This is a genomic window from Rhabdaerophilum calidifontis (assembly GCF_008641065.1).
Taxonomy (GTDB): domain Bacteria; phylum Pseudomonadota; class Alphaproteobacteria; order Rhizobiales; family Beijerinckiaceae; genus Rhabdaerophilum; species Rhabdaerophilum calidifontis.
Map to the genome: position 1 here is coordinate 332,740 of NZ_VTRS01000001.1, position 24,365 is coordinate 357,104.

Here is a 24,365-nt window from a genome sequence, read left to right on the forward strand (position 1 = left end):
TTACGCGGCTGCCTCGGCCTCGGCGAAATGCGCCTTGTGGTGCTCGGGCAGGTAGGAGAGCAGCATCTCGCGGATGATGCCGGAGCTTTTCGCCTGGCGGATCTGGAGCACGCCGTCGATGATCAGCGAGCGGGAGAGATCCTCTTCCTCGAGCTTGAGATGCAGCTTGTCGGCGATCGGCAGGCAGAACAGGTTGGCGATCAGTGCGCCGTAGAGCGTCGCCAGCAGGGCGGTGGCCATGAAGGGACCGAGCTTCGACGGATCGTCCATATTGGCGAACATGCCGACCATGCCGAGCAGCGTGCCGACCATGCCCCAGGCCGGCGCGCAATCGCCGATCGCACGGTAGATCTTCTGGCCTTCGTCGAGATGGGCGAGGAAGGTGTCGCGGTCCTTTTCCATCGTGTCCTTGATGAACTCGGCGTCGTAGCCGTCCACGACATAGCGGATGCCTTGGGCGAGGAAGGGGTCCTCCACCTGATGGTTTTCGAGCGCCATCGGCCCCGATTTGCGCATGATATCCGCGACCTTGGTGATTTCCTCGATCAGCGCGCGCGGATCGAGCGGCCGCAATTGCAGTGCGAAGCGCATGCCCATGGGCAGGCCGTGCATGATCGAGGAAAAGGGAAAGCGGATCATCGTCGAGGCCGTCGCCCCGCCGAAGATCACGATCGCGGCGTGATCCGAAACATAGATCGAGAGATGGCCGTCCATCAGCATGAGCAGCACGACGGTCGCGATGCCCAGCAAGGTTCCAACGATAGTGGAGATATCCATGACCCGCCTGTCCCCCGGGCGCCCGCACTCCGGTGCGCCGCCAGCTCTCTCCCCGCACGTTAGGCGTTGCGGCTAAAGGAAGGGTTAAGCTTAAAGGGCGGGCGCTCAGTCGCCGTTCATCTCGCGGACGCGATAAGCCCGTGCCCCGAACCGGAATTTCTCCGAAGGCCAGCCCGGAAGTCCCCCATGTCGTTGCCTCGTCTCTATTGGCGTGTCCTGCTCCAGCTCGGCCCGGAATTGCGGCTTGGCCTTGTGCTCGTCCTCGCCAATCTGGCGCTGGCGGTCGCAACCTTCGCGGAACCGTATCTGTTCGGCCGGATCATCAACCTGCTGACCTCGGCGCAGGCCGCGGCGAGCCGGCCGACTCTCGCCGCGCTGGCGCCGCTGATCGCGCTCTGGCTTGCCTTCGGGCTGGTGACGATCCTCGGCGGCGTCATGGTGGCGCTGCACGCCGACCGGCTTGCCCATCGCCGCCGCCTCGGGGTGATGGCGACCTATTTCGAGCATGTGCTGACCCTGCCGCTGTCCTTCCATGCCGGTACGCATTCCGGGCGCACGCTCAAGGTGATGCTGAACGGCGCCGACGGCATGTTCTGGCTCTGGCTGGGCTTTCTGCGCGATCATTGCGCGGCCCTGGTCTCGCTGCTCTGCCTGCTGCCGCTGACGCTGTTCATCAACTGGCGGCTGGCACTGCTGCTGGTGGCGCTCGTCGTCGTCTTTGCGTTCCTGATGGGGGTCGTCGTCACGCGCGCGGCGCGGCTTCAGGAAAAGGTCGAGGGCTACCATTCCGAACTCGCCGAGCACACCTCCGATGCGTTCGGCAATATCCCCGTCATCCAGAGCTTCACCCGGATCCAGGCCGAACTCGGCCAGCTCCGCTTCGTGATCGACAGGCTGCTCGGCGCGCAGATCCCCGTCCTGTCCTGGTGGGCGCTGGCATCGGTGGCGACCCGCGCCTCCTCGACCTTGACCGTGACGGCGATCTTCCTGCTCGGCACCTGGCTCCACCTTAACGATCTCGCGACGATCGGCGATATCGTGACCTTCATGGGCTATGCGACCTTGCTGATCGGCAAGCTCGAAGCAGCCGTGGGCTTCGTCAACCAGGTCTTCATGCAGGCACCGCGCCTCAAGGATTTCTTCGAGGTTCTCGACACGACGCCGCAGGTGCGCGACCGGCCGAACGCCGTCGATGCCGGCGATCTCAAGGGCGAGGTCGCGTTCGAGAGCGTGACCTTTTCCTATGACGGCAAGCGGCCGGCGATCGCCGATTTCACCTTCACCGCCGCGCCGGGCCAGGTGATCGCGCTTGTGGGCGCGACGGGATCCGGCAAATCGACGACGCTCGGCCTCCTGCATCGCGCCTTCGACCCGCAATCGGGGCGGGTGCTGATCGACGGGCGGGATATCCGCGATTTCACCCTGCAATCGCTGCGCCGGAACATCGCGGTCGTGTTTCAGGAGCCGATGCTGTTCGCGCGAACGATCCGCGAGAATCTCGAGGTCGGCCGGGCCGATGCGAGCGATGCCGAAATGATGCAGGCGCTGGAGCGCGCGCAGGCGCTCGAATTCATCGGCCGCCAGCCCGAGGGGCTCGATACCAAGGTCGGCGAACGCGGCCGTTCGCTGTCCGGGGGCGAGCGGCAGCGGCTCTCGATCGCGCGGGCGCTGCTCAAGAACCCGCCGATCCTGATCCTCGACGAGGCGACGTCGGCGCTCGATGCCGCCACGGAACAGAAGCTCCAGAAGGCGCTCGACGCGGTGATGAAGGGGCGCACCACCTTCGTCATCGCGCATCGCCTCGCCACGATCCGCAACGCCGACCAGATCGTCGTGCTCGATCAGGGAAGGATCGTCGAGCACGGCACGTTCGAGGACCTGGTCGCGGCCGGAGGGCGGTTCGCGACCCTGGCGCGGGCGCAGTTCATGGCGCCGGACGTCACGGGCACGGCTTAGCCGGCTTCCGCGGCGAGGAAGGCCAGGACCTTCTCGGCCGGCACGTCCCGCGCGATGAAGCTCTGCCCGATCCCACGCGTCAGGATGAAGGTCAGCGTGCCGCGCGCCACCTTCTTGTCCTGCCGGATCACGTCGAGGATCGCCTCGGGCGTCCCGATGCCACCGGGCACATCGGCGAGCCGTGTCGGCAGCCCCACGGCTTCGAGATGCGCCGCGACGCGGCTCGGCACCTCCTGCGCGCAGAGGCCGAGGTTTTGCGAGAACCGGTGCGCCATCGCCATGCCGATCGCCACCCCCTCGCCATGGACGAGACGGGTGCCGTCATAGCCCGTGAGCGCCTCCAGCGCGTGGCCGAAGGTATGGCCGAGATTGAGCAGCGCCCGGTCGCCGGTTTCGGTCTCGTCGCGGGCGACGATGGCGGCCTTGGCGGTGCAGGCGATTGCGATCGCCTCCTCGCGTTCCGGCCCGCCGGAGAAAATGCCGCGCCAGGCGCCTTGCTCCAGCCATTCGAAGAAATCGGGCCGGTCGATCAGCCCGTATTTCGCCAGCTCGGCGTAGCCGGCGCGCATCTCGCGCGGGCTCAGCGTATCGAGCAGCGCGGTATCGGCGAGGACGAGCGCCGGCTGGTGGAACGCGCCGACCAGGTTCTTGCCGTGAGGGGAATTGATCCCGGTCTTGCCGCCGACGGAGCTGTCCACCTGGGCGAGGAGCGTCGTCGGCACCTGCACGAAGCGCATGCCGCGCCGGGCGATGGCGGCCGCGAAGCCGGCGAGATCGCCGATCACGCCGCCACCGAGCGCGATCACCAGATCGCCGCGTTCGAGCCGGGCGGCAAGGATGGCCTCGACCAGGCGTTCGAGCTGCGGCCAGCTCTTCGTGGCTTCTCCGGGCGGCAGGATCAGCGCGTGACGCCGGATTCCGGCGGCGTCGAGCGCCCGTTCGAGCACCGGAAGATGATAGCCCGCCACATGCGTGTCGGTCACGACCAGCACGGCGCGCGCGGCCGAGACGGCAGAGATCGCGCTGCCGGCTTCGGCGAGCAGGCCGCGGCCGATGCGGATCTCGTAGCTGCGGCCGGCGAGATCGACCGTCACGATCCGGGGCGGGGCGGTTTCAGGCATCGTTGGCTCCTTCCTCCGGCGGGAGATGCACCTCGAGCGCGGCCAGCACGGCCTGGACCATCACGTCATGGGGCACGTCCTCCGAGAGGACGGTGATGTCCGCCTCGGCATAGACGGGATGGCGCCGGGCGATCAGGTCCCGCATCACGGCTTCCGGATCGGGCTGACGGAGCAGGGGCCGGTTCTGCCGCTTCTGGACGCGGCGCATCAGCACCGGCAGCTCCGCCTTGAGCCAGACCGAGACTCCCTGCGCGCGGATGCGCGCGCGGGTATCGGGGTCCATATAGGCGCCGCCGCCGGTGGCGATCACCTGCTGTCGCTCGCCGAGAAGCCGCGCGATCACCTTGCGCTCGCCGGCGCGGAACTCGGCCTCGCCGCGCAATTCGAAGATTTCGGGGATGGTCATCCGCGCCGATTCCTCGATCGCGTGGTCGCTGTCGACGAAGGGCAGGCCGAGGCGCTGCGCGAGGCGGCGGCCGACGGAGGTCTTGCCGGCGCCCATCAGCCCGACAAGCACGACATGCCGCCCGCCGAGCCGCGCGCGGATGGCGGCTGCGGGATCAGGCTCCGGCGTGCCGGTCTTCGGGGCTTCCGCGGAGCGGAACGGGGCGGGCAGATCGGTCATCATCCATCCAGTCGGGACCGAATAGGCGAATGACGGCCCGGCGGCAACCGCGCCGGGCATCGGCGCAGGCGGCCTTGCCTCCATCCTTCGACGGATGGATAAGGGAGGGGCACGATTCCCGCCCGGTACGGGCATCCCCGGGGCCTGATTGCATGCTTTTCCTCGGCCGCATCCTCCTCACGGCCGCACTGCTCGCGGGGCTCGGCTATGCCGCGCTCCACCTCCTCGTCAGCCTGGTCGAGCCCGAGCCGCGCGAGATGACGCTGATCATCCCGCTCCCGAGGCCGTGATGGAACGCCTCATTCGCGCCTTCCTCGCGCTGGTCGCCGCGGAGCGCGGCGCCGCCAGGAACACGCTCGACGCCTATCGCCGCGATCTCGAGGATTATGCCGGGTATCTCGCCGCCAAGGGGCGGGATGCGGCCTCGATCGATGTCGCCGGCATCCGTGCCTATCTCCAGACGCTCGCGGCGGCAGGGTTGAAGCCGGCGACGATCGCGCGGCGGCTCTCGGCGCTGCGCCAGTTCCACGGCTTCCTCTATGCCGAGGGCCACAGGCCGGACGATCCGACCGTGACGCTGGAGGGGCCCCGCCGCCCCCGCCCGCTGCCGAAGGTGCTGACGATCGACGACGTGACGCGGCTGCTCGCGCAGGCCGAGGCCGAGGTGGCCGCGGCGAAGGAGGCTGGCGCCCGGCTCGCGGCCCTACGGATGGCGGCGATGATCGAGACGCTCTATGCCAGCGGGCTGCGCATCGGCGAACTCGTCGCCCTGCCGGCCCAGGCGCTGGCTGCGGCGCGCGAGGGGCTGGTGATCCGCGGCAAGGGCGGGCGCGAACGCATCGTGCTCCTCACCGAGGCCGCGCGCGCCGCGATCCGCCGCTATCGCGCGGCGCTGGCGGAGATGCGGCCGGGTCCGCCGCCGAAGGCCCTCTTCCCGGCCGAGCATGCCGAGGGCGCGGTGGCGCGCCAGGTCTTTGCGCGAGAGCTGAAGCGACTTGCCGGGGCGGCGGGCTTGCGGGCCGAGCAGCTTTCCCCGCATGTGCTGCGCCACGCTTTCGCGACGCATCTGCTGCAGAACGGCGCGGATCTCAGGATCGTGCAGCAATTGCTCGGCCATGCCGATATCGCGACGACCCAGATCTACACCCATGTCCTCGACGATCGTGCACGCGCCATGGTGCGCGATCTGCACCCGCTCAACGATCCCGGCGGCTGATCCCGCGCCGTTTTGACTTGACGGCCCCGGCCTTCGTCGTCAGGTTGCGGCGCCTTTCGCCGGGGGCGTTCCCCGGCCAACCCGTCGGTGTTCATGCGCGCTTATCTCGATTTCGAAAAGCCGGTCGCGGAACTCGAAAGCAAGATCGCCGAATTGCGCGCGCTCGCCGAGAAGGACGAGGCCGCGGCGATCGGCGACGAGCTGGAGCGACTGGAGGCCAAGGCCCAGGCGGCGCTCGCCGATCTCTATGCCAACCTGACGCCGTGGCAGAAGACCCAGGTCGCCCGGCATCCCGAGCGGCCGCATTGTCTCGATTATATCCGCACGCTGATCACCGATTTCACGCCCCTGGCGGGCGACAGGCTGTTCGGCGAGGACCAGGCGATCGTCGCCGGGTTCGGCCGGTTCCGGGGCGAGCCGATCTGCATCCTCGGGCAGGAAAAGGGCTCCGACACGGAGAGCCGGCTCCGGCATAATTTCGGCATGGCGCGGCCCGAGGGCTACCGCAAGGCGCAGCGGATCATGGAGCTTGCCGACCGGTTCGGCATTCCGGTGCTGAGCCTCGTCGATACGGCCGGCGCCTATCCCGGAATCGGCGCCGAGGAGCGCGGCCAGGCCGAGGCGATCGCACGTTCGACGGATGCCTGCCTCGGTCTCGGCGTGCCGAATGTGGCGATCATCCTCGGCGAGGGCGGTTCCGGCGGTGCGATCGCGATCGCCACCGCCAATCGCGCGCTGATGCTCGAACACGCGATCTATTCCGTGATCTCCCCGGAGGCGGCGGCCTCGATCCTCTGGCGCGATTCGGCGCGCGCGCAGGAGGCGGCGACCTCGATGAAGATCACCGCGCAGGACCTGCTGCGCATGAATGTCGTCGACGTCATCGTCTCGGAGCCGCCGGGCGGGGCGCATCGCGCGCCGGACAAGGCGATCCAGGCCGCGGGCGAGGCGATCGCCCGCGCCTTTCAGGATCTCGCGGGCCTCGACGCCGCGGCGATCCGCAATGCCCGCGCGGAGAAATTTCTGGCGATCGGCCGCCGGCTCGGCGCCTGAGAGAGGATGGCTCCGTCCCCGGGCCAATATTAACGACCTCTTGATCTTAACGGAGAGTTTTGTAGCGATAGGGCAGGCGTTCCGATATGGTCATGTCTTATTTTCGCTCGGATCGCGCCGCAAAGCCCGGGATGTCGCAGCGTATGTGGTGGGGTAGGCTCGTGCTTGGTTCTCCGGTCATCAACAGCGGAACGACGGCGATCGCGGCGGGGCGGGGCCTGCGCTCGGGCTTCGTGGGGCTCGCGCTGCTCGCGCTCGCGGCCTGCTCGGAGGATGGCCGGCTGCCCTCGAATTCCCGGCACTGGGTCGCGATCTCGCCGCAGGTGCAGTCGCTGATGGAAGAAAAGGGCATGAATGCCCGCCAGCCCATCCTGCTGCGTGCCTACAAGAAGGAGAGCGAGCTTGAGGTCTGGAAGCAGGATGCCTCCGGCGAGTACAAGCTCCTCAAGACCTTCCCGATGTGCCGCTGGTCGGGCCAGCTCGGCCCAAAGAAGACCGAGGGGGACCGGCAGGTGCCGGAGGGGTTCTACGCGATCACCCCGCAGCAGCTCAATCCGCACTCGAATTTCTATCTCTCCTTCAATGTCGGCTATCCCAACGCCTATGACCGCGCCCATGGCCGCAACGGCAGCCTGATCATGGTGCATGGCGCCTGCTCCTCGCGCGGCTGCTTCTCGATGACCGACGAGCAGATCGCCGATATCTACGCGCTCGCCCGCGAGGCGTTCGGCGGCGGGCAGAAGGCGATCCAGCTGCAATCCTTCCCCTTCCGTATGAATGCCCAGAATCTCGCGCGCTACCGTGCCGACGAGAACATGCCGTTCTGGAAAAACCTCAAGGAAGGGTCGGATCATTTCGAGGTGACGAAGCGCGAGCCGCAGGTCTCGGTCTGCGCGCGGCGCTACGTGTTCAACAGCCAGCCGCAGGATGGCACGCGGTTCGATGCCAACGCGGCATGCCCGCCGGTCACGCGCGATGAATCGCTTGTCGCCGCCGTGAGCCGCAAGGCCGCGGAGGACGAGCAGCAGGTCGCCGCGCTCGTCGCGTCCGGCGTCAAGGCCGTAAAGCGCGTCTATCACGACGGCGACCAGCATCCGAGCTTCAAGCACACGACCCATGCCGCGGTGGCGGTGGAATCGCCGCAGGTGGCTTCGAGCGTGCCGCAGGGCGTCTCGAAGGTCGCCGAGGTCTCGCAGCCCGACGCGCTCGCCTTCGGGGCTGTCGATCTTCCGGCCGAACAGACGCGCGGGCTGAGCCGCCAGGCGCTGCTTGCGCGGGCGCAGCAGGCCAAGCTTCAGGAGCACGCGGCCGTGGCCGTCGCCCCGGCGCCGCAGGCCGCTCCGGCTGCCGGCCCGGCCCCCGCACGCGGCGGCGCCCCCGTCGGCACCGCGGCCGTTCCGCCGCCGGCAACCGCCACGGCGCTTGTCGCCGCCGAGCCGAAGCGGGCGGAGCCGCCCTTCTACAGCCGCTGGCTGGGCTCTCTCGGCGGGCTTTCCGCCAATGCGAGCGGCGCGGAGGAGATCGGGCCGAAGCCCGTGGATGCTCCGGTGCCGCCCAAGGCGCCCCGGCGCTGATCCGGCCCGGTATTCCTGCGCGTCGTGCGGCCGGCTATTCGGTCGCGAGCGGTTCGAGGATGATGATGTTCGCATGCACCCGTGCGCGGTAGCGCCCGGTCTCGGCGATGGCGGTGAGGAAGCGGCCGAGTTCCGGGTAGCCGCCCTCGCCTGTAAAGTCCTGCGCATCGTCGATCAGGATGACATGACCCCGGACGGGTGAGTTCAGGATCGCCTCGACCTCGGCGCTGATCGGTGAGGCGAGCGCGCCATGCGCGGTCTCGCCGGCGGAATAATGCCCGTCGAGCCAGAACAGCGCCGGCTCCGTCAGCGTTGCGACGATGCGCGGCAGCACCAATCCGGAATCGCCCTGATGCAGCTCGACATTGCGATGCCCGGCGAAGCGCTGATTGGCGCGGTCGAAATATTCCGGTGACAATTCCACCGAAATCGCCCGGATTCCGGTGGCGGCGATCGCGGCGAGCGTGTCGCCCTTGAAGGTTCCGGTCTCGATGAAGGTCGAGAGGCCGTGCTGGCGGAGCAGCGACAGGATGACCCGGCGCTTCGCGGCCGGAACCGGAGGCAGCGGCATGCCGTTGCGCACCCAGCGCAGGATCTGGACCAGGCCGCGCAGTTCCGAGAGGGTTGAGCGTAAGGTCATCGGCGCCTCAGGCGAAGCGCCCGTGGCAATGCTTGAACTTCTTGCCGGAGCCGCAGGGGCAGGGCTCGTTGCGGCCCACCTTGCCCCAGCTGGTCGGATCCTTCGGATCCCGGATGGTCTGGGAGGGGGATGAGGCGGGCAGGATCTCGGCGGCGAATTCGTTCTCCCCGGTCCGCGGATCGGCATGCATCACCTGCATTGGCGGCAGTTCCGGCGCCGGCGGCGCCTCGAACACCACCTCGATCCGCATCATCTGACCGGTCACATGCTCGCGCAGCCGGGCGAGGAGCTGGTCATAAAGCTCGAAAGCCTCGGATTTGAATTCGTTCAGCGGGTCGCGCTGGGCATAGCCGCGCCAGCCGATCACCTGCCTGAGATGGTCGAGCGTGACGAGATGCTCGCGCCAGAGATGGTCGAGTGTCTGGAGCACGACCTGCTTCTCGACATAGCGCATCACGTCGGGCGTGTTCTTCTCGACGCGTGCGGCATAGGCCTCGTCCGCGGCCGTGATGAGGCGCTCGCGCATTTCCTCGTCGGCGATGCCTTCCTCCCTCGCCCAATCGGCGACCGGCAGGTCGAGCGCCAGGAAGCGCTCGACATCGGCCTTCAACGCGTCGATCGACCAGGCCTCGGGATAGGCGCCCTCGGGGATATGGCGGGAGACGATATCCTCGACGACACCGTGGCGCATGTCGGTGATGGTGGCGGAGAGATCCTCCTGGGCCATCAATTCGCGGCGCTGTTCGAAGACGACCTTGCGCTGGTCGTTCATGACGTCGTCGTATTTAAGGATGTTCTTGCGGATGTCGAAATTCCGCGCCTCGACCTTCTTCTGCGCGGTTTCGAGCGCCTTGTTGACCCAGGGATGCGCGATCGCCTCGCCTTCCTGAAGCCCGAGCTTCTGGAGCACCGAATCCATGCGGTCGGAGCCGAAGATGCGCATCAGGTCGTCTTCGAGGCTGAGGAAGAACTTGGTGCGGCCGGGATCGCCCTGCCGGCCGGAACGGCCGCGGAGCTGGTTGTCGATGCGCCGGCTCTCATGCCGCTCGGCGGCGATGACATAGAGCCCGCCCGGCGCCTGGAAGGTCTTGGCGGGGCGGTATCCCTTCTCGCCCTCGCGGCCCTTGGCCGGTTCCAGTTCGATCACCTCGCCGGAATTGAGCACGATCTCGCGGTTGCGCTCGACCTCGGCGCGGATGCGGGCGATCGCGGCCTCCCGCGCGGCGCCCTCGAGCCCCTCGCATTCACGCTCGATGCGCATCTTGAGGTTGCCGCCGAGCTGGATATCGGTGCCGCGGCCGGCCATGTTGGTGGCGATGGTGATGGCGCCCGGCACGCCGGCCTGCGCGACGATGAAGGCCTCCTGCTCGTGGTAGCGGGCATTGAGCACCGCGAAGAGCTTCTCCTCGCGCGTGCCCTGGTCGCCGTCGAGCAGCGGCTTGAACGCATTCGGATCGCCGAGGTCGATCTGCTTGAAGCCATGGGCCTTCAGCGTCTCCGCCAGGGCCTCGGATTTCTCGATCGAGGTGGTGCCGACAAGCACGGGCTGGCGGCGCGCCTTGGCGCGTTCGATCTCGGCGATGATCGCCGCATCCTTCTCGCGCGCCGTGCGGTAGACCTCGTCGTCCTGGTCGAGGCGCGCCACGGGCACGTTGGTCGGGATCTCGATGACTTCGAGCCCGTAGATCTCGCGGAATTCGTCGGCTTCGGTGCCGGCGGTGCCGGTCATGCCGGCGAGCTTGTCGTAGAGGCGGAAATAGTTCTGGAAGGTGATCGAGGCGAGCGTCTGGTTCTCGGGCTGGATCGGCACATGTTCCCTGGCCTCGAGCGCCTGGTGGAGGCCTTCCGAATAGCGCCGGCCCGGCATCATCCGCCCGGTGAATTCGTCGATGATCACCACCTCGTTGACGCGCGTCTCCGGGTTGAGGCGGACGATGTAATCCTTGTCGCGCGTGAAGAGCCGGTGCGCGCGCAGGGCGCAATTGACATGGTGGACCAGCGTCGAGTTCGCGGCGTCGTAGAGCGTCGAATCCTTGAGCAGTCCCGCCTCTTCCAGCAGCGCCTCGATATGCTCGTTGCCGGCCTCCGTCAGGTGGCAGGTTCGGCCTTTCTCGTCGACATCATAATCCTCCGGCACGAGCTTGAGGATCAGGGCGTCGATGGCGTTGTAGAGTTCGGAACGGTCCTCGGTCGGGCCGGAGATGATCAGCGGCGTGCGCGCTTCATCGATCAGGATCGAATCGACCTCGTCGACGATCGCGAAGGCATGGCCGCGCTGGCACATCTGCGCGAAATCATATTTCATATTGTCGCGCAGATAATCGAAGCCGAATTCGTTGTTGGTGCCGTAGGTGATGTCGCAGGCATAGGACGCCTTGCGCTCGGCATCGTCGAGGCCGTGCACGATGGTGCCGACCGAGAGCCCGAGGAAGCGGTAGATCTGCCCCATCCATTCCGCGTCGCGGCGGGCGAGATAATCGTTGACCGTCACCACATGGACGCCGCGGCCGGCGAGCGCGTTGAGGTAGACCGGCAATGTCGCGACGAGCGTCTTGCCCTCGCCGGTCTTCATCTCGGCGATCGCACCCTCGTGTAGCACCATGCCGCCGATGAGCTGAACATCGAAATGGCGCTGGCCGAGCGTGCGCTTCGCCGCCTCGCGCACCGTGGCGAAGGCGGGCACGAGCAGGTCGTCGAGGCTCTTCTCGCCATTGGCGATCTGCGCCTTGAAGGTCTCGGTGCGGGCGCGGAGCGCCTCGTCGGACAGCGCCTCGAGCTCCGGCTCCATCGCGTTGATCGCCGCGACCTTGGGGCGATAGCCCTTGAGGCGGCGGTCATTGGCGGAGCCGAAGATCGACTTGGCGAGCGCGCCGAGCATGAGGTTCATCCTGTTCCCGCCGCGGCGCGGCGACGATCCGCATCTGGCCGGGAGAGCCGGAGACGCGCGAAATTACGCCCGGAATCCGGGCCTTTCTGCGCCGGGAGATAAGGATCGGGGGGGGCGATTGTCAATGCATGCCGGCATGCGCGCTGCGCGGCGGCGTGGCCGCGCGCCCCTCGCGCTCGTCGCGAACATGCGCTAACGAGAAGGCGAACGGTCGCCTCCCGTGCAGAGCGCCCCGGGTGACGGGCGGCCGAATCCCGGAGTTCCCATGACGAAGCTCACGCTGGCCACGCTGCTGCTGACGGGCGCGCTCGGCCTTGCCGCCGCCCAGGCCCAGAACAAGACGCTCGCCACCGTCAATGGCGAGGCGATCACCGAGGCCGATATCGCGCTGGCGATCGAGGATCTGCAGGCGCAATACCCCAACCTGCCCGCCGAGCGGCAGAAGCAGGTGGCGCTCGATTTTCTCATCGAGGTCAAGGCGGCGGCCCAGAAGGCCAAGGCCGAGAAGCTCGAGGACAGCGAGGATTACAAGCGCAAGCTCGCCTATGCCCGCGAGCGCATCCTGATGGAGCGGCTCCTGACCCGCGAGGGCGAGAAGGCGGCGGGCGAGGCCGCGGTCCGGGCCTATTACGACGAGCAGGTGAAGCAGCTCAAACCGGTCGAGGAGGTGCGGGCGCGCCATATCCTCGTCGAGAACGAGGACGAGGCGAAGAAGGTCGCCGCGCGCGTCAAGGGCGGAGAGGATTTCGCCAAGATCGCCGGCGAGACGTCGAAGGATCCTGGCTCGGGCAAGGAGGGCGGCGATCTCGGCTTCTTCACCAAGGACCGCATGGTGCCGGAATTCGCCGAGGCGGCCTTCGCGCTCAAGCCGGGCGAGGTCTCGGCGCCGGTCAAGAGTCAGTTCGGCTGGCACGTGATCAAGCTCGAGGAGCGCCGCAACCGCCCCATTCCCGCCTATGACCAGGTGAAGGATCGGCTGAAGGAAGCGCTGGTCGGCAAGGCGCAATCGGATTTCCTCGCCCGCCTGCGCAGCGAGGCGAAGATCGAAACCAGCGACAAGAAATAGGCCGGGGCGCCGCAAGAGCGGAGATCAGGCGGCGGCCTCCGCCGCCGGGCCGCCGCCGCGCTGCGCGACCCGCATCCGGTGCGGATCGGTGATCTCCTCGAAGGCCACGGTCACGCCGTCAAGCATCGGGCTGATCTCGACAGAAAAAAGCCCGTTCAGGCCGTCGGCGTGATAGGGCACGCGCAGGCGCTGGGGGATGCGGGCCTCGGCCACCGCGAGATAGCGCTCCCACAGCCCCGCCGTCTTCAGGCCGGGGAAGAGCGCGAGCATGGCATGCCCCACAAGCTCGTCGGTTCGTCTGTGCGTGGCGAGGGCTGCGAGCCGGTTGGCACCGACGATGATGGCGTCGACGATCCGGTTCTGATCGTCGCGTTCGAATTGCAGCACGATCAGCGCCCGGTTGCGCATGCGCGCCGCAAGATGGCTGATATCCTGCGCGATCTCCCGGGCCTTCACCACCGCATAGAGACAGGTGACGGTCTCGCCCATGCCGCAGGGCAGGATGAGCCGCTCCCAGAGCGGGGTCTCGCCGAAGCGGCCGAAGCGGTGCACCGCCGCGATGGGGCGACATTCGCGCAGCGCCCGGCCATAGACATGCAGGAAGAACCCCCCGAGTTCGCCGCGGAACTCGCTCACCCGCTTGCCGGTCATGTCGAAGCCGGTCTGCGTGGTGATGTTGGCGCCGTAATGCTCGAAGCGGAAATCGCCTCCGTCGAGCGGGCGCAGGACGATCAGGTCCGGCCGGAGATAGGCGAGCTGAGCCTGCGGGATGTCGCCCTCCCGCGGCATGCGGCGGTAGCCGCACGCCATACGCCATTGCGCGAGCAGCCAGGAGGCCTCGGGTGCCTGGATATGGCGTTCGAAATGGTCGTCGAAGATCTCGGAGAACATGGCATCGTCTCATACGACCCGAGTCTGCAAGTAATACACGTTTAAATTGAGAATTCATTAAGGTGGTGTGCGATGCGATGGCGTCCGCGGCGTGCCCATATCCGGCCGGCGCCTTGCCAGCCTGCCGGCTTTCAGGCACAGGCACGGTTATCCATCGATTGCGGAGCCCGCCATGGCCGGAAAGAACGTCCCCGTCTCGCCGCTCGCCCCCAAGCGCCTGCCGAAGCCCGCCGCCATCGAGGGCGTGACCTTCGCCACCGCCGAGGCCGGCATCCGCTACAAGGGCCGCACGGATGTCCTGCTGGCGGTGCTCGCCGAGGGCACGCGCATGGCGGGGGTGTTCACGCGCTCGAAATGTCCCTCGGCGGCGGTGGATTGGTGCCGCGCCATCCTGCCGGGCGGACGGGCGCGCGGGCTCGTCGTCAATTCCGGCAATGCCAATGCCTTCACGGGGATGAAGGGGCGGGAATCCGTCCGTCTCACCGCCGAGATCGCCGCGAAGGCGCTCGGCTGCCGGCCGGAGGAGGTTGCATTGGCCTCGACCGGCGTGATCGGCGAGCCGCTCGATGCGACCAAATTCAACGGCGTGCTCGGCGATTGCGCGGCGCGAGCCACGGGAGATGCGTGGCAGGACGCTGCCCGCGCGATCATGACCACCGACACCTTCCCCAAGATCGCGACGAAGAGCGTGAAGATCGACGGCGTGTCGGTCACGATCTCGGGCATTGCCAAGGGCGCAGGCATGATCGCGCCGGACATGGCGACGATGCTCGCCTTCGTCTTCACCGATGCCGCGATCGGCGAGAGCGCGCTGCAAGCCATGCTCGCGGCCGGGGTGAAGGACAGTTTCAACGCCATCACCGTCGACAGCGATACCTCGACCTCGGACACGCTGATGCTGTTTGCGACCGGCGCGGCCGCGCGGCGCGGGCAGGGCCTGATCGACGATCCGCGCGATCCGCGCCTTTCGGCCTTCCGCGCCGCGCTCAAGCGGGTTCTGAAGGAACTCGCGATCCTCGTGGTCAAGGATGGCGAGGGCGCGCGCAAATTTGTCACCGTCACGGTCGAGGGCGCCAGGGGGCAGCGTTCGGCCAAGCGCGTGGCGCTGGCGATCGCCAATTCGCCGCTCGTCAAGACGGCGATTGCCGGCGAGGACGCCAATTGGGGGCGGATCGTCATGGCAGTCGGCAAGGCGGGCGAACCGGCCGAGCGCGACCGGCTCGCCATCCATTTCGGCCCGCACCGCCTCGCGGTCGAAGGCGCGCGCGATCCGGCCTATGACGAGGTGCGCGTCTCCGAATACATGCGGGGCGAGCGGATCGATATCCGCGTCGAACTCGGGCTGGGGCGCGGCCGGGCCACGGTCTATACCTGCGACCTGACCAAGGCCTATGTCGAGATCAACGGGGATTACCGGTCTTGAGGCTGCTGCTCGTCGTCGCGGCGGCGCTCGTCGATGCCGACCGGCGGGTGCTGATCGCCCAGCGCCCGCAGGGCAAGCAGCTCGCGGGTCTGTGGGAGTTTCCCGGCGGCAAGGTCGAGCCGGGGGAGCGGCCGGAGGCGACGCTGATCCGCGAACTCCACGAGGAACTCGGCATCATCGTCAAGGAATCCTGCCTCGCACCCCTGACGTTTGCGAGCCACAATTATCCGGATTTTCATCTCCTGATGCCACTTTATGTCTGCCGGCGCTGGGAGGGCATCCCGCGGCCGGCGGAGCATCAGGCGATCCGCTGGGTCGCGCCGGAGCGCTTGCGGGATTTCCCGATGCCGCCGGCGGACGAGCCGCTGATCCCCATGCTCCGGGATGCATTGTAAGCGCCGGCGCATCCTGCCGCCTGCGCAGGCCAGGAGGCTGGGCATGGGGGCGGTTCTGGGAGCGGTGCTGGGGCGGTTCATCCGCGACGCGCGCGGGGCCTCCGCGATCGAATATACGTTGATCGCGTTGCTGATGGCGGCCGCCCTGCTGGCGCTCTGGCCGGGGTTTTACGGCGATTTCATGCAGACCTGGATCAACCAGGGTGAAAAGATCCGGAGCGTTACGCAATGGTGATCGATCCGCTGCCGCTATGCCTCGCGCTTGCCCTGCTCGATCTCGCGCAGCGCGTCCGCGAGGCGCGTTTTGGCACTGCCCGGCCGCAGCGGCTTCTGCTGGCTCTCGTGCGGCGCCCAGCCTGACATCCAGATGAATTCGAAGGTCGCGCGCAGCCGCCCGTCGGGATCGGCGTGGCGTTCGGCATAGATTTCGGCCGCGCGCAGGATGATCGCGCGGGTCAGGCCCGGCTGGCCCGGGCGCCGGAGCGGCGCGGCGCCCGCGCCCATGGCCCGGAGATCGCGGATCAGCGCGAAGGGGGTGGCGTAGCGGACGATGACCGTCTCGCTGTCGACGACCGGCAGCGCGAAGCCGGCGCGCTGGAGAAGCTGGCCCGCCGCGCGGAGATCGACCATCGGGAAGACGCGCAGGCCCGCCGCTCCGCGCAGTTCGCTCTCGGCCGCGACCAGCGCCGCGCGCAATTCCCATAATGTGTCGCCGCCGGGGAAGGCCGCCATCATCAGCCCGTCCGGCACCAGGGCGCGGCGGAGGCGTGCGAGCAGGCCGGGGAGATCGTTGACCTGGTGGAAAAGCCCACCGGAGAGGATGCGGTCGAAGCGCGCCGCGGGGAGATCGGCGGGGCCGGGATCGCGGGCGATCGCCGGCGGCAGGATCGTCAGCTCCTCCGGCGCGGCGCCGCTGGCCAGCCCGAAGGCCGCGGCCGGCGTGCCGAAATCGAGTGTTGCGCCGAAGCGCCGCGTCACGGCCGCGAGGCGTTCGGAGAGATCGGCTGCGAGCCGGTCGAGCAGGAAGCGCTCGGGGCCGCTCCGCGCGGCGCGTGCCAACGCAGCCTCGGCCTTGACCGGATCGAAGAGTTGCGGGACGAGTTCGGACATGGATGGGCTTCCCGGGCCGGTCACCGGCCTTCCTCTTCCGGCTGATAGCACGGATCGCACGCGCCGCGAGGGCTGGCGCGCGCCGCTTGCGCGGCTGTGCGGCTGGCTCGATGCGTTCGGAGCGGCGGCGACGCGGCTCGTCTATCCGCCGCAATGCATCGCCTGCGAAGCCGCCACGGCGGAATCCTTCTCGCTCTGCGCAACCTGCTGGCGGGCGATGCCGTTCATCGCGCCGCCCTTCTGCCAGCGGCTCGGCACACCCTTCGCGATCGATCACGGCCAGAGCCTGAACGGCCAGGACCTGCTCTCGCCCGCCGCGATCGCCGATCCGCCGCGCTTCGACCGTGGCCGCGCGGTGGCGCTGCATCGCGAGCCGGCGAAGGGGCTCGTCAGCCGCCTGAAATATGGCGAGCGGCTCGATCTCGCCCGGCCGATGGCGCGGCTCATGGCCGGGGCGGGGCGCGACCTCCTCGCCGGCGCGGATATGCTCGTGCCGGTGCCGATGCACCGGTTCCGGCTCTGGCAGCGGCGCTACAACCAGGCGGCCCTGCTCGCAGGCGCCTTGGCCGCCGAGAGCGGCATTCCCGCGGCCTATGATGTGCTGCTGCGCATCCGCGCGACGCGGCCGCAGGTCGGGCTCAACCGCGCCGATCGCCGCCAGAACCTGCGCGGCGCCTTCGCCATCCGCCCCGGCGGCGCGGCCGAGATCGCCGGCCGCCACGTGGTTGTGATCGACGATGTGCGCACGACCGCTTCAACCGCCAATGCCTGCGCCCATATCCTGCGCAAGGCGGGCGCCGCCCGCATCGACATCCTGACATTCACCCTCGTCGCCGAGGGCGAGGAATGAGCCCGCGCATGCCCGAGATCATCGTCTATTCGAAATCCTACTGCCCCTATTGCCAGGCCGCGAAGGCCTTGCTGACCCGCAAGGGCGCCCGCTTCACCGAGATCGACGTGACGAGCGATCCGGAAGGCCAGCGCGCGATGGCGCAACGCGCCCAAGGCCGCTCGACCGTGCCGCAGATCTTCATCGATGGGCGGCATATCGGCGGCTGCGACGATCTTCATGCCCTCGACGCCGCCGGCGGGCTCGATCCGCTTCTGGCGGGCTGAGTCCGCGCCGCACGAGTCGCGTGTGCCGCCGCACGGGCGTATACTTCCGGATGCGCAAAGATGCGATCGGGGCCGACAGAGCCCCACTTTGCGACAGATGGAGGAGACCATGCGCAGAACCGCATTGATTCTCGCGTTCCTGGCGTCTTTGGTGAGTGTCCCCGTCCATGCGAGCGGCGGAGATGGCGGCGGCGGGCCCGGTGTCATGGCCGGCGGCGCGCCGGCAGGCGGGGCGCCGGCGGGTGCCGCACCCGGCCGCGGCCAGCCGAGCGGGACCACGACCCTGCCCGGCGGCACGACCGTGACCCTTGCCGGGCCGGCCGGAAACCGGGATGTCACCGTCAATACCGCCGACGGAAAGGTGTTTCAGGGCAAGCATATCCGCACCTCGCACAATTCCCGCACCGGCATCACCTCGGTGTGGATCCGCAATGCCGACGGCACGCGCACCGGCGTGCACACCGACCGCCAGGGCAACCAATCGGTGAGCCATCACAAGAATTGAGATTGGCGGGCCACGGCACTATCTTCGGCGGGGCCTCCCAGGACAGGGGCTTTCCGGAGATCGCCATGACCCGTTTCACCGCCGCCTGCCTGCAGATGCGCTCGACCCGCTCGGTCGAGGAGAACATCACAGCACTTCTGGCCATGGCGGAGGCGGCGGTCGCGCAGGGCGCGCGCTTCCTCCAATCGCCGGAAATGTCGAACATCGTCGAGCGGAGCCGTGCCGGGCTCTTCGCCGCGATCCGGCCGGAGGGCGAGGACCCCATGCTCGCGGCCATGCGCGATTTCGCACGGCGCCACAAAGTGCATGTCCATCTCGGCTCGCTCGCGGTGCGGGAGGGGGAGAAGATCGCCAATCGCGGCTTCCTTCTCGGGCCGGATGGCGGCATCGTCGCACGCTACGACAAGCTGCACCTGTTCGATGTCGATCTCCCCAATGGCGAGAGCTGGCGCGAAAGCGCCACCTATACCGCCGGCCGCTGCGCGGTGGTGGCGCCGCTCGCGGCGATCACGCCGGCGGAGCAGGGGGAGCGTAATCCCGTGCTCGGCATGGGGATCTGCTACGATCTCCGCTTCCCCTCTCTCTTCCGCGCGCTGGCGGAAGCTGGCGCCGATATCCTCACCGCCCCGGCCTGTTTCACCCGCCAGACGGGGGAGGCGCATTGGGTCGTCCTCCAGCGCGCGCGGGCGATCGAGACCGGTTCGTTCATGATCTCCGCCGCGCAGGGCGGCCTGCACGAGGATGGCCGCGAAACCTTCGGCCATTCGATTCTCGTCGATCCCTGGGGGCGGGTGCTGGCCGAGGCCGACGACCAGCCGGGGCCTCTCCTCGCCACGATCGACCTCGCTCTCGTTGCCGATGCGCGCATCCGCATCCCCACGATGCGGCACGCGCGCGCGATCGAGGTGGCGCGGCAGGGATTCGCGGAGGCGCGCGCCGCGGAATGATCCGTTATGCGCTCCACTGCGCGGCGGGCCACGAGTTCGAGAGCTGGTTCCGCGATAGCGCCGCTTATGACGCACAGGTGCGGCGCGGGCTTGTCGCCTGCCCGGAATGCGGCACGACGCGGATCGCCAAGCGCATCATGGCGCCGGCCGTGGCGACGCGCGAGGAGCGCGCCGCAGCACCGGTCGCCATGATGGGCGAGCGGGAGCGGCAGATCCGGGCGATGATCGCGGCGCTCCACCGCCATGTGCGCGAGAATGCCGAGCATGTGGGCGAAGCCTTCGCCGAGGAGGCGCGCCGGATCCATGCCGGCGAGGCCGAGGAACGGGCGATCCACGGCGTGGCGACGCTGCGCGAGGCGATGGAGCTGCGCGAGGAGGGAATCGCGGTGCTGCCGCTGCCGCCCCTGCCGGACGATGCGAATTGAGGTTCAGGCCGGGCTCATGCGGCCGGCTTTGTGGCGCTTGCGAGATAATTGACGTCGCAATCCGCCGCGAGGCGCCATTCCCCCGCCAGCGGGCTGAAGACCATGCCGCGTCGCTCGCGCGGCGCGAGGCCGGCGGCGCGGAAGGCATCGTCGAGTTCGTCGGGTGTCACGAACCGTTCCCAGTCATGCGTGCCGCGCGGCAGCCAGCCGAGCACGTATTCCGCGCCGATGATCGCCAGCGCATAGGCCTTGAGCGTGCGGTTGAGCGTCGAGGCGACGAGCATGCCGCCGGGCCTGAGGCGCAGTGCGGCCTCGCGGATCAGCGCCGGCCAATCGGGCACGTGCTCGACGATTTCCAGCATGGTGATGGCGTCGAAGGCCGGTTCCGCGGGCAGGTCCTGGACGGCGCGCGCTTCGTAGCGGATCGAGAGCCCGCCGGCCTCGGCATGCTGGCGCGCGGCGGCGATGCTCGCGGGCGCGAGATCGAGCCCCGTCACGGCGAAGCCCATCCGCGCCAGCGGCTCGGCGACGAGGCCGGCGCCGCAGCCGAGATCGAGCGCATCGAGCCCCGCGAACGGCGCCAGCGCGCGGGAATCGCGCCCGAAATGGCCGGCGAACGCCGCATGCAGGAAGGCTATGCGCGTCGGGTTGAGCCGGTGGAGCGGCTTCATCGGCCCTTCGGGATTCCACCATTCGGCGGCAAGACGATCGAAGCGCGCGATCTCTCCGGCATCGGACAGGCGCGCCAGGCCGGAGGCGGCGGGGTTGGGGGATGTGGCCTTCGTGTGGTCCATGCCTTTGCCTTCCGCCTCCGCCTCCGCCTCCCGCCTGCCCGGCTTCGGGCGGGCGCGCCGTGGGGCATGCATTGACCGCACCCCGCGAAGCCTTCTATACGCCCGCGGACCCGAATTTCCATCCCTGCGGCGTTCCGCCCGGGGCTTCCGATCGCCGCACGCAGGTTCCGATGTCGTCGAACGCCTCCCGCCCCCGCCTTGTGATGAAGTTCGGCGGCACCTCCGTCGCCAATGTCGAGCGGATCAAGAATGTCGCCCAGCATGTGAAGCGCGAGATCGAGGCGGGGTATGATGTCGCCGTCGTCGTCTCGGCGATGTCGGGGAAGACGAACGAACTGGTCGGCTGGGTCAAGGAGGCGGCCGAGCTGCATGACATGCGCGAATACGACGCGGTCGTGGCGTCCGGCGAGCAGGTCACGACCGGCCTGCTGGCGATCTGCCTTCAGGCGCTCGGCCTGCGGGCCCGCTCCTGGCAGGGCTGGCAGGTGCCGGTGATGACGAACGAAGCCCATGGCTCGGCGCGGATCGCGGCGATCGATGGCACCGCCATCCTCGAAGGCTTCGCGCGGGAGCGCGAGATCGCGGTGGTGGCCGGGTTCCAGGGCATCCACCAGGCGAGCGGGCGGCTGACCACGCTCGGGCGCGGGGGCTCGGATACGTCGGCGGTGGCGCTGGCGGCCGCGCTCCAGGCCGAACGCTGCGACATCTACACCGATGTCGACGGGGTCTATACCACCGATCCGCGCATCGTCACCCGGGCGCAGCGTCTCGACAAGGTGGCCTTCGAGGAGATGCTCGAAATGGCCTCGCTCGGCGCCAAGGTGCTCCAGGTCCGTTCGGTCGAGCTTGCGATGGTGCATAATGTCCGCACCTTCGTGCGCTCGTCCTTCGACAATCCCGCCCAGCCCATGCCCGGTACGCTGATCTGCGCCGAGGAGGAAATCGTGGAAACCCAGGTCGTCACCGGAATCGCCTATTCGAAGGACGAGGCGCAGATCACCCTCCGCCAGGTCGCGGACAAGCCCGGCGTCGCCGCGGCCGTGTTCGCGCCGCTCGCCGCGGCGAATATCGTCGTGGACATGATCGTCCAGAACATCTCCGCCGATGGCGCGACGACCGACATCACCTTCACCGTGCCCTCCGCCGATTATGCGCGGGCGATGGACGTGATCGAGAAGCGCCGGGACGAGATCGGCTATCACCTGCTTCAGGGCGCGCAGGACGTGGCGAAAATCTCGGCGATCGGCATCGGCATGCGCAGCCATGCCGGCGTCGCGGCCAAGGCGTTCCGGGCGCTGGCGGATCGCGGCATCAATATCCGCGCGATCACGACCAGCGAGATCAAGTTCTCGGTGCTGATCGACGAAGCCTATACCGAACTCGCGGTCCGGACGCTGCATTCGCTCTACGGGCTTGATGCGGCCTGAACGGTCGCGAACGGCGAGGAAAAATATCCGCCGAGCCGGCGCATGACTTGCATGCGCGCCATGCGTCATTGTAGCTCAGGAACAGGGCAGCCGGTCGCGGCCGCGCGACGCGGCCGGCCGGGAAAGGACCATCAGGAATGCGAGGCGGACTCGTCGGCCCCCGCGTGCTGCTGAGACGCTTGCGCGAAGTGATGAGCGAGCATGCGAGCGCGCAGGCGCGGCTCGACAAGATCGTCGTCCTGATTGCGTCGAACATGGTCGCAGAGGTCTGCTCGGTCTATGTCGCGCGGGCCGACAATACGCTCGAACTCTATGCGACCGAGGGGCTGAAGCGCGAGGCGGTGCATCTGACCACGATGCGCATGGACGAGGGCCTTGTCGGGCTGATCGCGCGCGAGGCGCAACCACTCTCGCTCTCCGATGCCCAGAGCCACCCAGCCTTCTCCTACAAGCCCGAGACGGGCGAGGAGATCTACGCCTCCTTCCTCGGCGTGCCGATCCTGCGCGGCGGCAACGCGATCGGCGTGCTCGTGGTGCAGAACCGCGCTGCCAGGACCTATTCCGAGGAGGAGGTCGAGGCGCTCCAGACCACCGCCATGGTGCTGGCCGAGATGATCGCCGGCGGCGAGCTGGAGGCGCTGGCGCGGCCCGGCTCCGGCGGCACGGCCATGCGCCGGGTGCTGACGCTTTCGGGACAGGGCATCGCCGACGGTGTCGGGCTCGGCCATGTGGTGCTGCATGAGCCGCGCGTCGAGATCAAGAACCTCGTCGCCGATGATCCCGAGCGCGAATTGCAGCGCCTCGCGGCCGGGCTCGAGCAGCTCCGTGCCTCGATCGACGATCTCATGGATTCCGGGGCGCTGATCCCGGCGGGCGAGACGCGCGACGTGCTCGAAACCTTCCGGATGTTCGCGCGCGACCGCGGCTGGGTGCATCGGCTCCAGGAGGCGATCCATACCGGGCTGACGGCCGAGGCGGCGGTCGAGCGCGTGCAATCCGATATCCGCGCGCGGCTGCTGCGGCAGACCGACCCCTATCTGCGCGAGCGGCTGCACGATCTCGACGATCTCGCCAACCGCCTGCTGCATCAGCTCACCGGCACCGCCTTCACGCTGGCGGCCGACAAGCTGCCCGAAAACGCGATCCTCGTCGCCCGCACCATGGGGCCGGCGGCGCTGCTGGAATACCAGCGCCTGAAGCTGCGTGGTCTCGTGCTGGAGGAGGGCGGCGCGACCAGCCATGTCGCCATCGTCGCGCGCGCGCTCGGCATTCCCACGGTCGGCAAGGTCGAGGGGGTGATCGGCCTCGTCGAGCCCGGAGATGCGATCATCATCGATGGTGGCACCGGCGAGGTGCATGTCCGGCCGCCGGTCGATCTGCAATCGGCCTATGCCGAGAAGGCGCGGCTGCGCGCTCGTCGGCAGGAGCAATACCGCGCGCTGCGCGACCGGCCGGCACTGTCGAAGGACGGGGTCCCGGTCGAGATCCAGATGAATGCCGGCCTGCTCGTCGACCTGCCCAATCTCGACGAGACCGGCGCCACCGGGGTCGGGCTGTTCCGCACCGAGATCCTGTTCATGGTCGCGCCCTCGCTGCCGCGCGCCCAGGCGCAGGAGGCCCTTTACCGGACGATCATCGACATTGCCGGCCGCCGCCCGGTCACCTTCCGCACGCTCGATATCGGCGGCGACAAGGTGCTGCCCTATCTGCGCAAGATCGACGAGGAGAACCCCGCGCTCGGCTGGCGCGCGGTGCGGATCGGGCTCGACCGGCCGGCCTTGCTGCGCACGCAGTTCCGCGCGCTGCTCGGTGCCGCGCGCGAGCGCGAATTGCGGGTGATGCTGCCGATGGTGGCGACCTTCGAGGAATTCGAGGCGGCGCGGGCGATGTTCCTGCGCGAGCGCGAGCGTCTGCGCCGGCTAGGGCAGAGCGGGCCGAAGCAGGTGCATCTCGGGGTGATGCTCGAGGTTCCCTCGCTGCTCTTCGATCTCGAACGGGTGTTCGATCAGGTGGATTTCGTGTCGATCGGCACCAATGACCTGCTGCAGTTCATGTTCGCGGTGGATCGCGAGAATCCGCGGGTGGCGACGCGGTTCGATCCGCTCCATCCCTCCTTCCTCAAGGCGCTGGCGCGCGTGCCGGCGATCGCGACCGAGAAGGGCAAGCCGGTTTCGATCTGCGGCGAGATGGCGGGCAAGCCGATCGAGGCGCTGGCGCTGCTGGGCCTCGGCTTCCGCGCCTTCTCGATTTCGCCCTCCAATATCGGCCCGATCAAGGCCCTGGTGCGGGCTGTCGATATCGGCGCGCTGGAGGCTCTCGTCTGGTCGCGTCTCGAGCGGGGCAGCGATCCGGCGCGCCTCCGGGCGGATCTCGCGGAATTCGCCGCCGCGCACGACCTTGCCTTCTAGCGCGCCCGC

24 protein-coding genes are annotated in these 24,365 nt (G+C 68.5%); 16 read left to right on the forward strand and 8 right to left on the reverse strand.

Translation table 11 applies throughout. From position 1 onward, the window contains the following. Complete coding sequence (locus tag FWJ24_RS01560) at positions 1-777, reverse strand: motility protein A (protein ID WP_150286016.1); 777 nt, start codon at positions 775-777, stop codon at positions 1-3. Between the two features lie 186 nt (positions 778-963). Between FWJ24_RS01560 and FWJ24_RS01565 the strand changes: the two genes are divergently transcribed. Next, the gene (locus FWJ24_RS01565) at positions 964-2,733 is read left to right on the forward strand and encodes a glucan ABC transporter ATP-binding protein/ permease (protein ID WP_150286017.1); all 1,770 of its coding nucleotides are present in this window, start codon (positions 964-966) and stop codon (positions 2,731-2,733) included. On the opposite strand, the gene aroB is transcribed toward FWJ24_RS01565, so the two are convergent. Next, positions 2,730-3,854: a 3-dehydroquinate synthase gene (aroB, locus tag FWJ24_RS01570; protein ID WP_150286018.1), complete on the reverse strand. Its 1,125-nt coding sequence runs from the start codon at positions 3,852-3,854 to the stop codon at positions 2,730-2,732. The two genes, FWJ24_RS01565 and aroB, sit on opposite strands and share 4 nt — an antisense overlap. Then, positions 3,847-4,479 carry a shikimate kinase gene (locus FWJ24_RS01575; protein ID WP_150286019.1) on the reverse strand — a complete coding sequence of 211 codons (633 nt, stop codon included), beginning with the start codon at positions 4,477-4,479 and terminating at the stop codon, positions 3,847-3,849. The genes aroB and FWJ24_RS01575 overlap by 8 nt, the downstream gene beginning before the upstream one ends. A 152-nt stretch (positions 4,480-4,631) precedes the next feature. On the opposite strand from FWJ24_RS01575, the gene FWJ24_RS01580 reads away from it, so the two are divergent. The 4 genes from FWJ24_RS01580 to FWJ24_RS01595 all read left to right on the forward strand — a co-directional run bounded on the left by FWJ24_RS01580 (position 4,632) and on the right by FWJ24_RS01595 (position 8,322). Further along, positions 4,632-4,769: a histidine kinase gene (locus FWJ24_RS01580; protein ID WP_150286020.1), complete on the forward strand. Its 138-nt coding sequence runs from the start codon at positions 4,632-4,634 to the stop codon at positions 4,767-4,769. Then, the gene (locus FWJ24_RS01585) at positions 4,769-5,695 is read left to right on the forward strand and encodes a tyrosine recombinase (RefSeq protein WP_150286021.1); all 927 of its coding nucleotides are present in this window, start codon (positions 4,769-4,771) and stop codon (positions 5,693-5,695) included. The genes FWJ24_RS01580 and FWJ24_RS01585 overlap by 1 nt, the downstream gene beginning before the upstream one ends. A 93-nt stretch (positions 5,696-5,788) precedes the next feature. After that, the gene (locus tag FWJ24_RS01590) at positions 5,789-6,748 is read left to right on the forward strand and encodes an acetyl-CoA carboxylase carboxyltransferase subunit alpha (protein WP_150286022.1); all 960 of its coding nucleotides are present in this window, start codon (positions 5,789-5,791) and stop codon (positions 6,746-6,748) included. 131 nt (positions 6,749-6,879) lie between these two features. Next, on the forward strand, positions 6,880-8,322 hold the full coding sequence (locus tag FWJ24_RS01595; RefSeq protein WP_246155464.1) for a L,D-transpeptidase family protein: 1,443 nt from the start codon (positions 6,880-6,882) through the stop codon (positions 8,320-8,322). Between the two features lie 34 nt (positions 8,323-8,356). Here the strand turns inward: FWJ24_RS01595 and FWJ24_RS01600 are convergent, their stop codons facing one another. Then, on the reverse strand, positions 8,357-8,962 hold the full coding sequence (locus FWJ24_RS01600) for a hypothetical protein (protein ID WP_150286023.1): 606 nt from the start codon (positions 8,960-8,962) through the stop codon (positions 8,357-8,359). 7 nt (positions 8,963-8,969) lie between these two features. Then, positions 8,970-11,840: a preprotein translocase subunit SecA gene (secA, locus tag FWJ24_RS01605; protein WP_150286621.1), complete on the reverse strand. Its 2,871-nt coding sequence runs from the start codon at positions 11,838-11,840 to the stop codon at positions 8,970-8,972. Between the two features lie 274 nt (positions 11,841-12,114). On the opposite strand from secA, the gene FWJ24_RS01610 reads away from it, so the two are divergent. Next, complete coding sequence (locus FWJ24_RS01610) at positions 12,115-12,915, forward strand: peptidylprolyl isomerase (protein WP_150286024.1); 801 nt, start codon at positions 12,115-12,117, stop codon at positions 12,913-12,915. Between the two features lie 24 nt (positions 12,916-12,939). On the opposite strand, the gene FWJ24_RS01615 is transcribed toward FWJ24_RS01610, so the two are convergent. Continuing rightward, complete coding sequence (locus FWJ24_RS01615; RefSeq protein WP_150286025.1) at positions 12,940-13,806, reverse strand: PAS domain-containing protein; 867 nt, start codon at positions 13,804-13,806, stop codon at positions 12,940-12,942. 172 nt (positions 13,807-13,978) lie between these two features. Between FWJ24_RS01615 and argJ the strand changes: the two genes are divergently transcribed. The 3 genes from argJ to FWJ24_RS01630 are packed head-to-tail and all read left to right on the forward strand — an operon-like array spanning position 13,979 to position 15,859. Continuing rightward, the gene (gene argJ, locus FWJ24_RS01620) at positions 13,979-15,229 is read left to right on the forward strand and encodes a bifunctional glutamate N-acetyltransferase/amino-acid acetyltransferase ArgJ (protein WP_150286026.1); all 1,251 of its coding nucleotides are present in this window, start codon (positions 13,979-13,981) and stop codon (positions 15,227-15,229) included. Then, positions 15,226-15,624 (forward strand): (deoxy)nucleoside triphosphate pyrophosphohydrolase, encoded by a 399-nt coding sequence (locus FWJ24_RS01625; RefSeq protein ID WP_150286027.1) that lies wholly within the window; start codon positions 15,226-15,228, stop codon positions 15,622-15,624. Before argJ ends, FWJ24_RS01625 begins: the two co-directional genes overlap by 4 nt. A 43-nt stretch (positions 15,625-15,667) precedes the next feature. Continuing rightward, the gene (locus FWJ24_RS01630) at positions 15,668-15,859 is read left to right on the forward strand and encodes a Flp family type IVb pilin (RefSeq protein ID WP_166443548.1); all 192 of its coding nucleotides are present in this window, start codon (positions 15,668-15,670) and stop codon (positions 15,857-15,859) included. 14 nt (positions 15,860-15,873) lie between these two features. Here FWJ24_RS01630 and FWJ24_RS01635 read toward each other — a convergent pair whose 3' ends face one another. Further along, a complete protein-coding gene (locus tag FWJ24_RS01635; RefSeq protein WP_150286029.1) occupies positions 15,874-16,734 on the reverse strand; it encodes a class I SAM-dependent methyltransferase in 861 nt (286 codons plus the stop codon). Here FWJ24_RS01635 and FWJ24_RS01640 point away from each other — a divergent pair. The 5 genes from FWJ24_RS01640 to FWJ24_RS01660 all read left to right on the forward strand — a co-directional run bounded on the left by FWJ24_RS01640 (position 16,733) and on the right by FWJ24_RS01660 (position 19,727). Further along, positions 16,733-17,584 (forward strand): ComF family protein, encoded by an 852-nt coding sequence (locus FWJ24_RS01640; RefSeq protein ID WP_150286030.1) that lies wholly within the window; start codon positions 16,733-16,735, stop codon positions 17,582-17,584. The genes FWJ24_RS01635 and FWJ24_RS01640 overlap by 2 nt on opposite strands. Positions 17,585-17,592: 8 nt before the next feature. Continuing rightward, complete coding sequence (gene grxC / locus FWJ24_RS01645; protein ID WP_150286031.1) at positions 17,593-17,850, forward strand: glutaredoxin 3; 258 nt, start codon at positions 17,593-17,595, stop codon at positions 17,848-17,850. A gap of 151 nt (positions 17,851-18,001) precedes the next feature. Further along, a complete protein-coding gene (locus tag FWJ24_RS01650; RefSeq protein ID WP_150286032.1) occupies positions 18,002-18,355 on the forward strand; it encodes a hypothetical protein in 354 nt (117 codons plus the stop codon). A gap of 65 nt (positions 18,356-18,420) precedes the next feature. Further along, positions 18,421-19,302 (forward strand): carbon-nitrogen hydrolase family protein, encoded by an 882-nt coding sequence (locus tag FWJ24_RS01655; RefSeq protein WP_150286033.1) that lies wholly within the window; start codon positions 18,421-18,423, stop codon positions 19,300-19,302. After that, positions 19,299-19,727 carry a DUF1178 family protein gene (locus tag FWJ24_RS01660; protein ID WP_150286034.1) on the forward strand — a complete coding sequence of 143 codons (429 nt, stop codon included), beginning with the start codon at positions 19,299-19,301 and terminating at the stop codon, positions 19,725-19,727. The genes FWJ24_RS01655 and FWJ24_RS01660 overlap by 4 nt, the downstream gene beginning before the upstream one ends. A 14-nt stretch (positions 19,728-19,741) precedes the next feature. On the opposite strand, the gene ubiG is transcribed toward FWJ24_RS01660, so the two are convergent. Then, on the reverse strand, positions 19,742-20,521 hold the full coding sequence (gene ubiG / locus FWJ24_RS01665) for a bifunctional 2-polyprenyl-6-hydroxyphenol methylase/3-demethylubiquinol 3-O-methyltransferase UbiG (protein WP_150286035.1): 780 nt from the start codon (positions 20,519-20,521) through the stop codon (positions 19,742-19,744). Between the two features lie 170 nt (positions 20,522-20,691). On the opposite strand from ubiG, the gene FWJ24_RS01670 reads away from it, so the two are divergent. Together FWJ24_RS01670 and ptsP are read left to right on the forward strand one after the other, a co-directional pair. Next, the gene (locus tag FWJ24_RS01670; protein ID WP_150286036.1) at positions 20,692-21,948 is read left to right on the forward strand and encodes an aspartate kinase; all 1,257 of its coding nucleotides are present in this window, start codon (positions 20,692-20,694) and stop codon (positions 21,946-21,948) included. A gap of 137 nt (positions 21,949-22,085) precedes the next feature. After that, positions 22,086-24,356 carry a phosphoenolpyruvate--protein phosphotransferase gene (gene ptsP / locus FWJ24_RS01675; protein WP_150286037.1) on the forward strand — a complete coding sequence of 757 codons (2,271 nt, stop codon included), beginning with the start codon at positions 22,086-22,088 and terminating at the stop codon, positions 24,354-24,356. Positions 24,357-24,365: the final 9 nt, after the last annotated feature.

Excerpts from the sequence above, each read along its gene's own strand:
- ubiG (WP_150286035.1), bottom strand. The coding sequence starts at position 20,521 with ATGGACCACACGAAGGCCACATCCCCCAACCCCGCCGCCTCCGGCCTG.
- FWJ24_RS01640 (WP_150286030.1), top strand. The coding sequence starts at position 16,733 with ATGGATGGGCTTCCCGGGCCGGTCACCGGCCTTCCTCTTCCGGCTGAT.
- FWJ24_RS01560 (WP_150286016.1), bottom strand. The coding sequence starts at position 777 with ATGGATATCTCCACTATCGTTGGAACCTTGCTGGGCATCGCGACCGTC.
- FWJ24_RS01590 (WP_150286022.1), top strand. The coding sequence starts at position 5,789 with ATGCGCGCTTATCTCGATTTCGAAAAGCCGGTCGCGGAACTCGAAAGC.
- FWJ24_RS01595 (WP_246155464.1), top strand. The coding sequence starts at position 6,880 with ATGTCGCAGCGTATGTGGTGGGGTAGGCTCGTGCTTGGTTCTCCGGTC.
- ptsP (WP_150286037.1), top strand. The coding sequence starts at position 22,086 with ATGCGAGGCGGACTCGTCGGCCCCCGCGTGCTGCTGAGACGCTTGCGC.
- FWJ24_RS01565 (WP_150286017.1), top strand. The coding sequence starts at position 964 with ATGTCGTTGCCTCGTCTCTATTGGCGTGTCCTGCTCCAGCTCGGCCCG.
- FWJ24_RS01655 (WP_150286033.1), top strand. The coding sequence starts at position 18,421 with ATGACCCGTTTCACCGCCGCCTGCCTGCAGATGCGCTCGACCCGCTCG.
- secA (WP_150286621.1), bottom strand. The coding sequence starts at position 11,840 with ATGCTCGGCGCGCTCGCCAAGTCGATCTTCGGCTCCGCCAATGACCGC.
- FWJ24_RS01575 (WP_150286019.1), bottom strand. The coding sequence starts at position 4,479 with ATGACCGATCTGCCCGCCCCGTTCCGCTCCGCGGAAGCCCCGAAGACC.
- FWJ24_RS01610 (WP_150286024.1), top strand. The coding sequence starts at position 12,115 with ATGACGAAGCTCACGCTGGCCACGCTGCTGCTGACGGGCGCGCTCGGC.
- argJ (WP_150286026.1), top strand. The coding sequence starts at position 13,979 with ATGGCCGGAAAGAACGTCCCCGTCTCGCCGCTCGCCCCCAAGCGCCTG.
- grxC (WP_150286031.1), top strand. The coding sequence starts at position 17,593 with ATGCCCGAGATCATCGTCTATTCGAAATCCTACTGCCCCTATTGCCAG.
- FWJ24_RS01660 (WP_150286034.1), top strand. The coding sequence starts at position 19,299 with ATGATCCGTTATGCGCTCCACTGCGCGGCGGGCCACGAGTTCGAGAGC.
- FWJ24_RS01585 (WP_150286021.1), top strand. The coding sequence starts at position 4,769 with ATGGAACGCCTCATTCGCGCCTTCCTCGCGCTGGTCGCCGCGGAGCGC.
- FWJ24_RS01635 (WP_150286029.1), bottom strand. The coding sequence starts at position 16,734 with ATGTCCGAACTCGTCCCGCAACTCTTCGATCCGGTCAAGGCCGAGGCT.
- FWJ24_RS01630 (WP_166443548.1), top strand. The coding sequence starts at position 15,668 with ATGGGGGCGGTTCTGGGAGCGGTGCTGGGGCGGTTCATCCGCGACGCG.
- FWJ24_RS01600 (WP_150286023.1), bottom strand. The coding sequence starts at position 8,962 with ATGACCTTACGCTCAACCCTCTCGGAACTGCGCGGCCTGGTCCAGATC.
- FWJ24_RS01580 (WP_150286020.1), top strand. The coding sequence starts at position 4,632 with ATGCTTTTCCTCGGCCGCATCCTCCTCACGGCCGCACTGCTCGCGGGG.
- FWJ24_RS01670 (WP_150286036.1), top strand. The coding sequence starts at position 20,692 with ATGTCGTCGAACGCCTCCCGCCCCCGCCTTGTGATGAAGTTCGGCGGC.
- aroB (WP_150286018.1), bottom strand. The coding sequence starts at position 3,854 with ATGCCTGAAACCGCCCCGCCCCGGATCGTGACGGTCGATCTCGCCGGC.
- FWJ24_RS01615 (WP_150286025.1), bottom strand. The coding sequence starts at position 13,806 with ATGTTCTCCGAGATCTTCGACGACCATTTCGAACGCCATATCCAGGCA.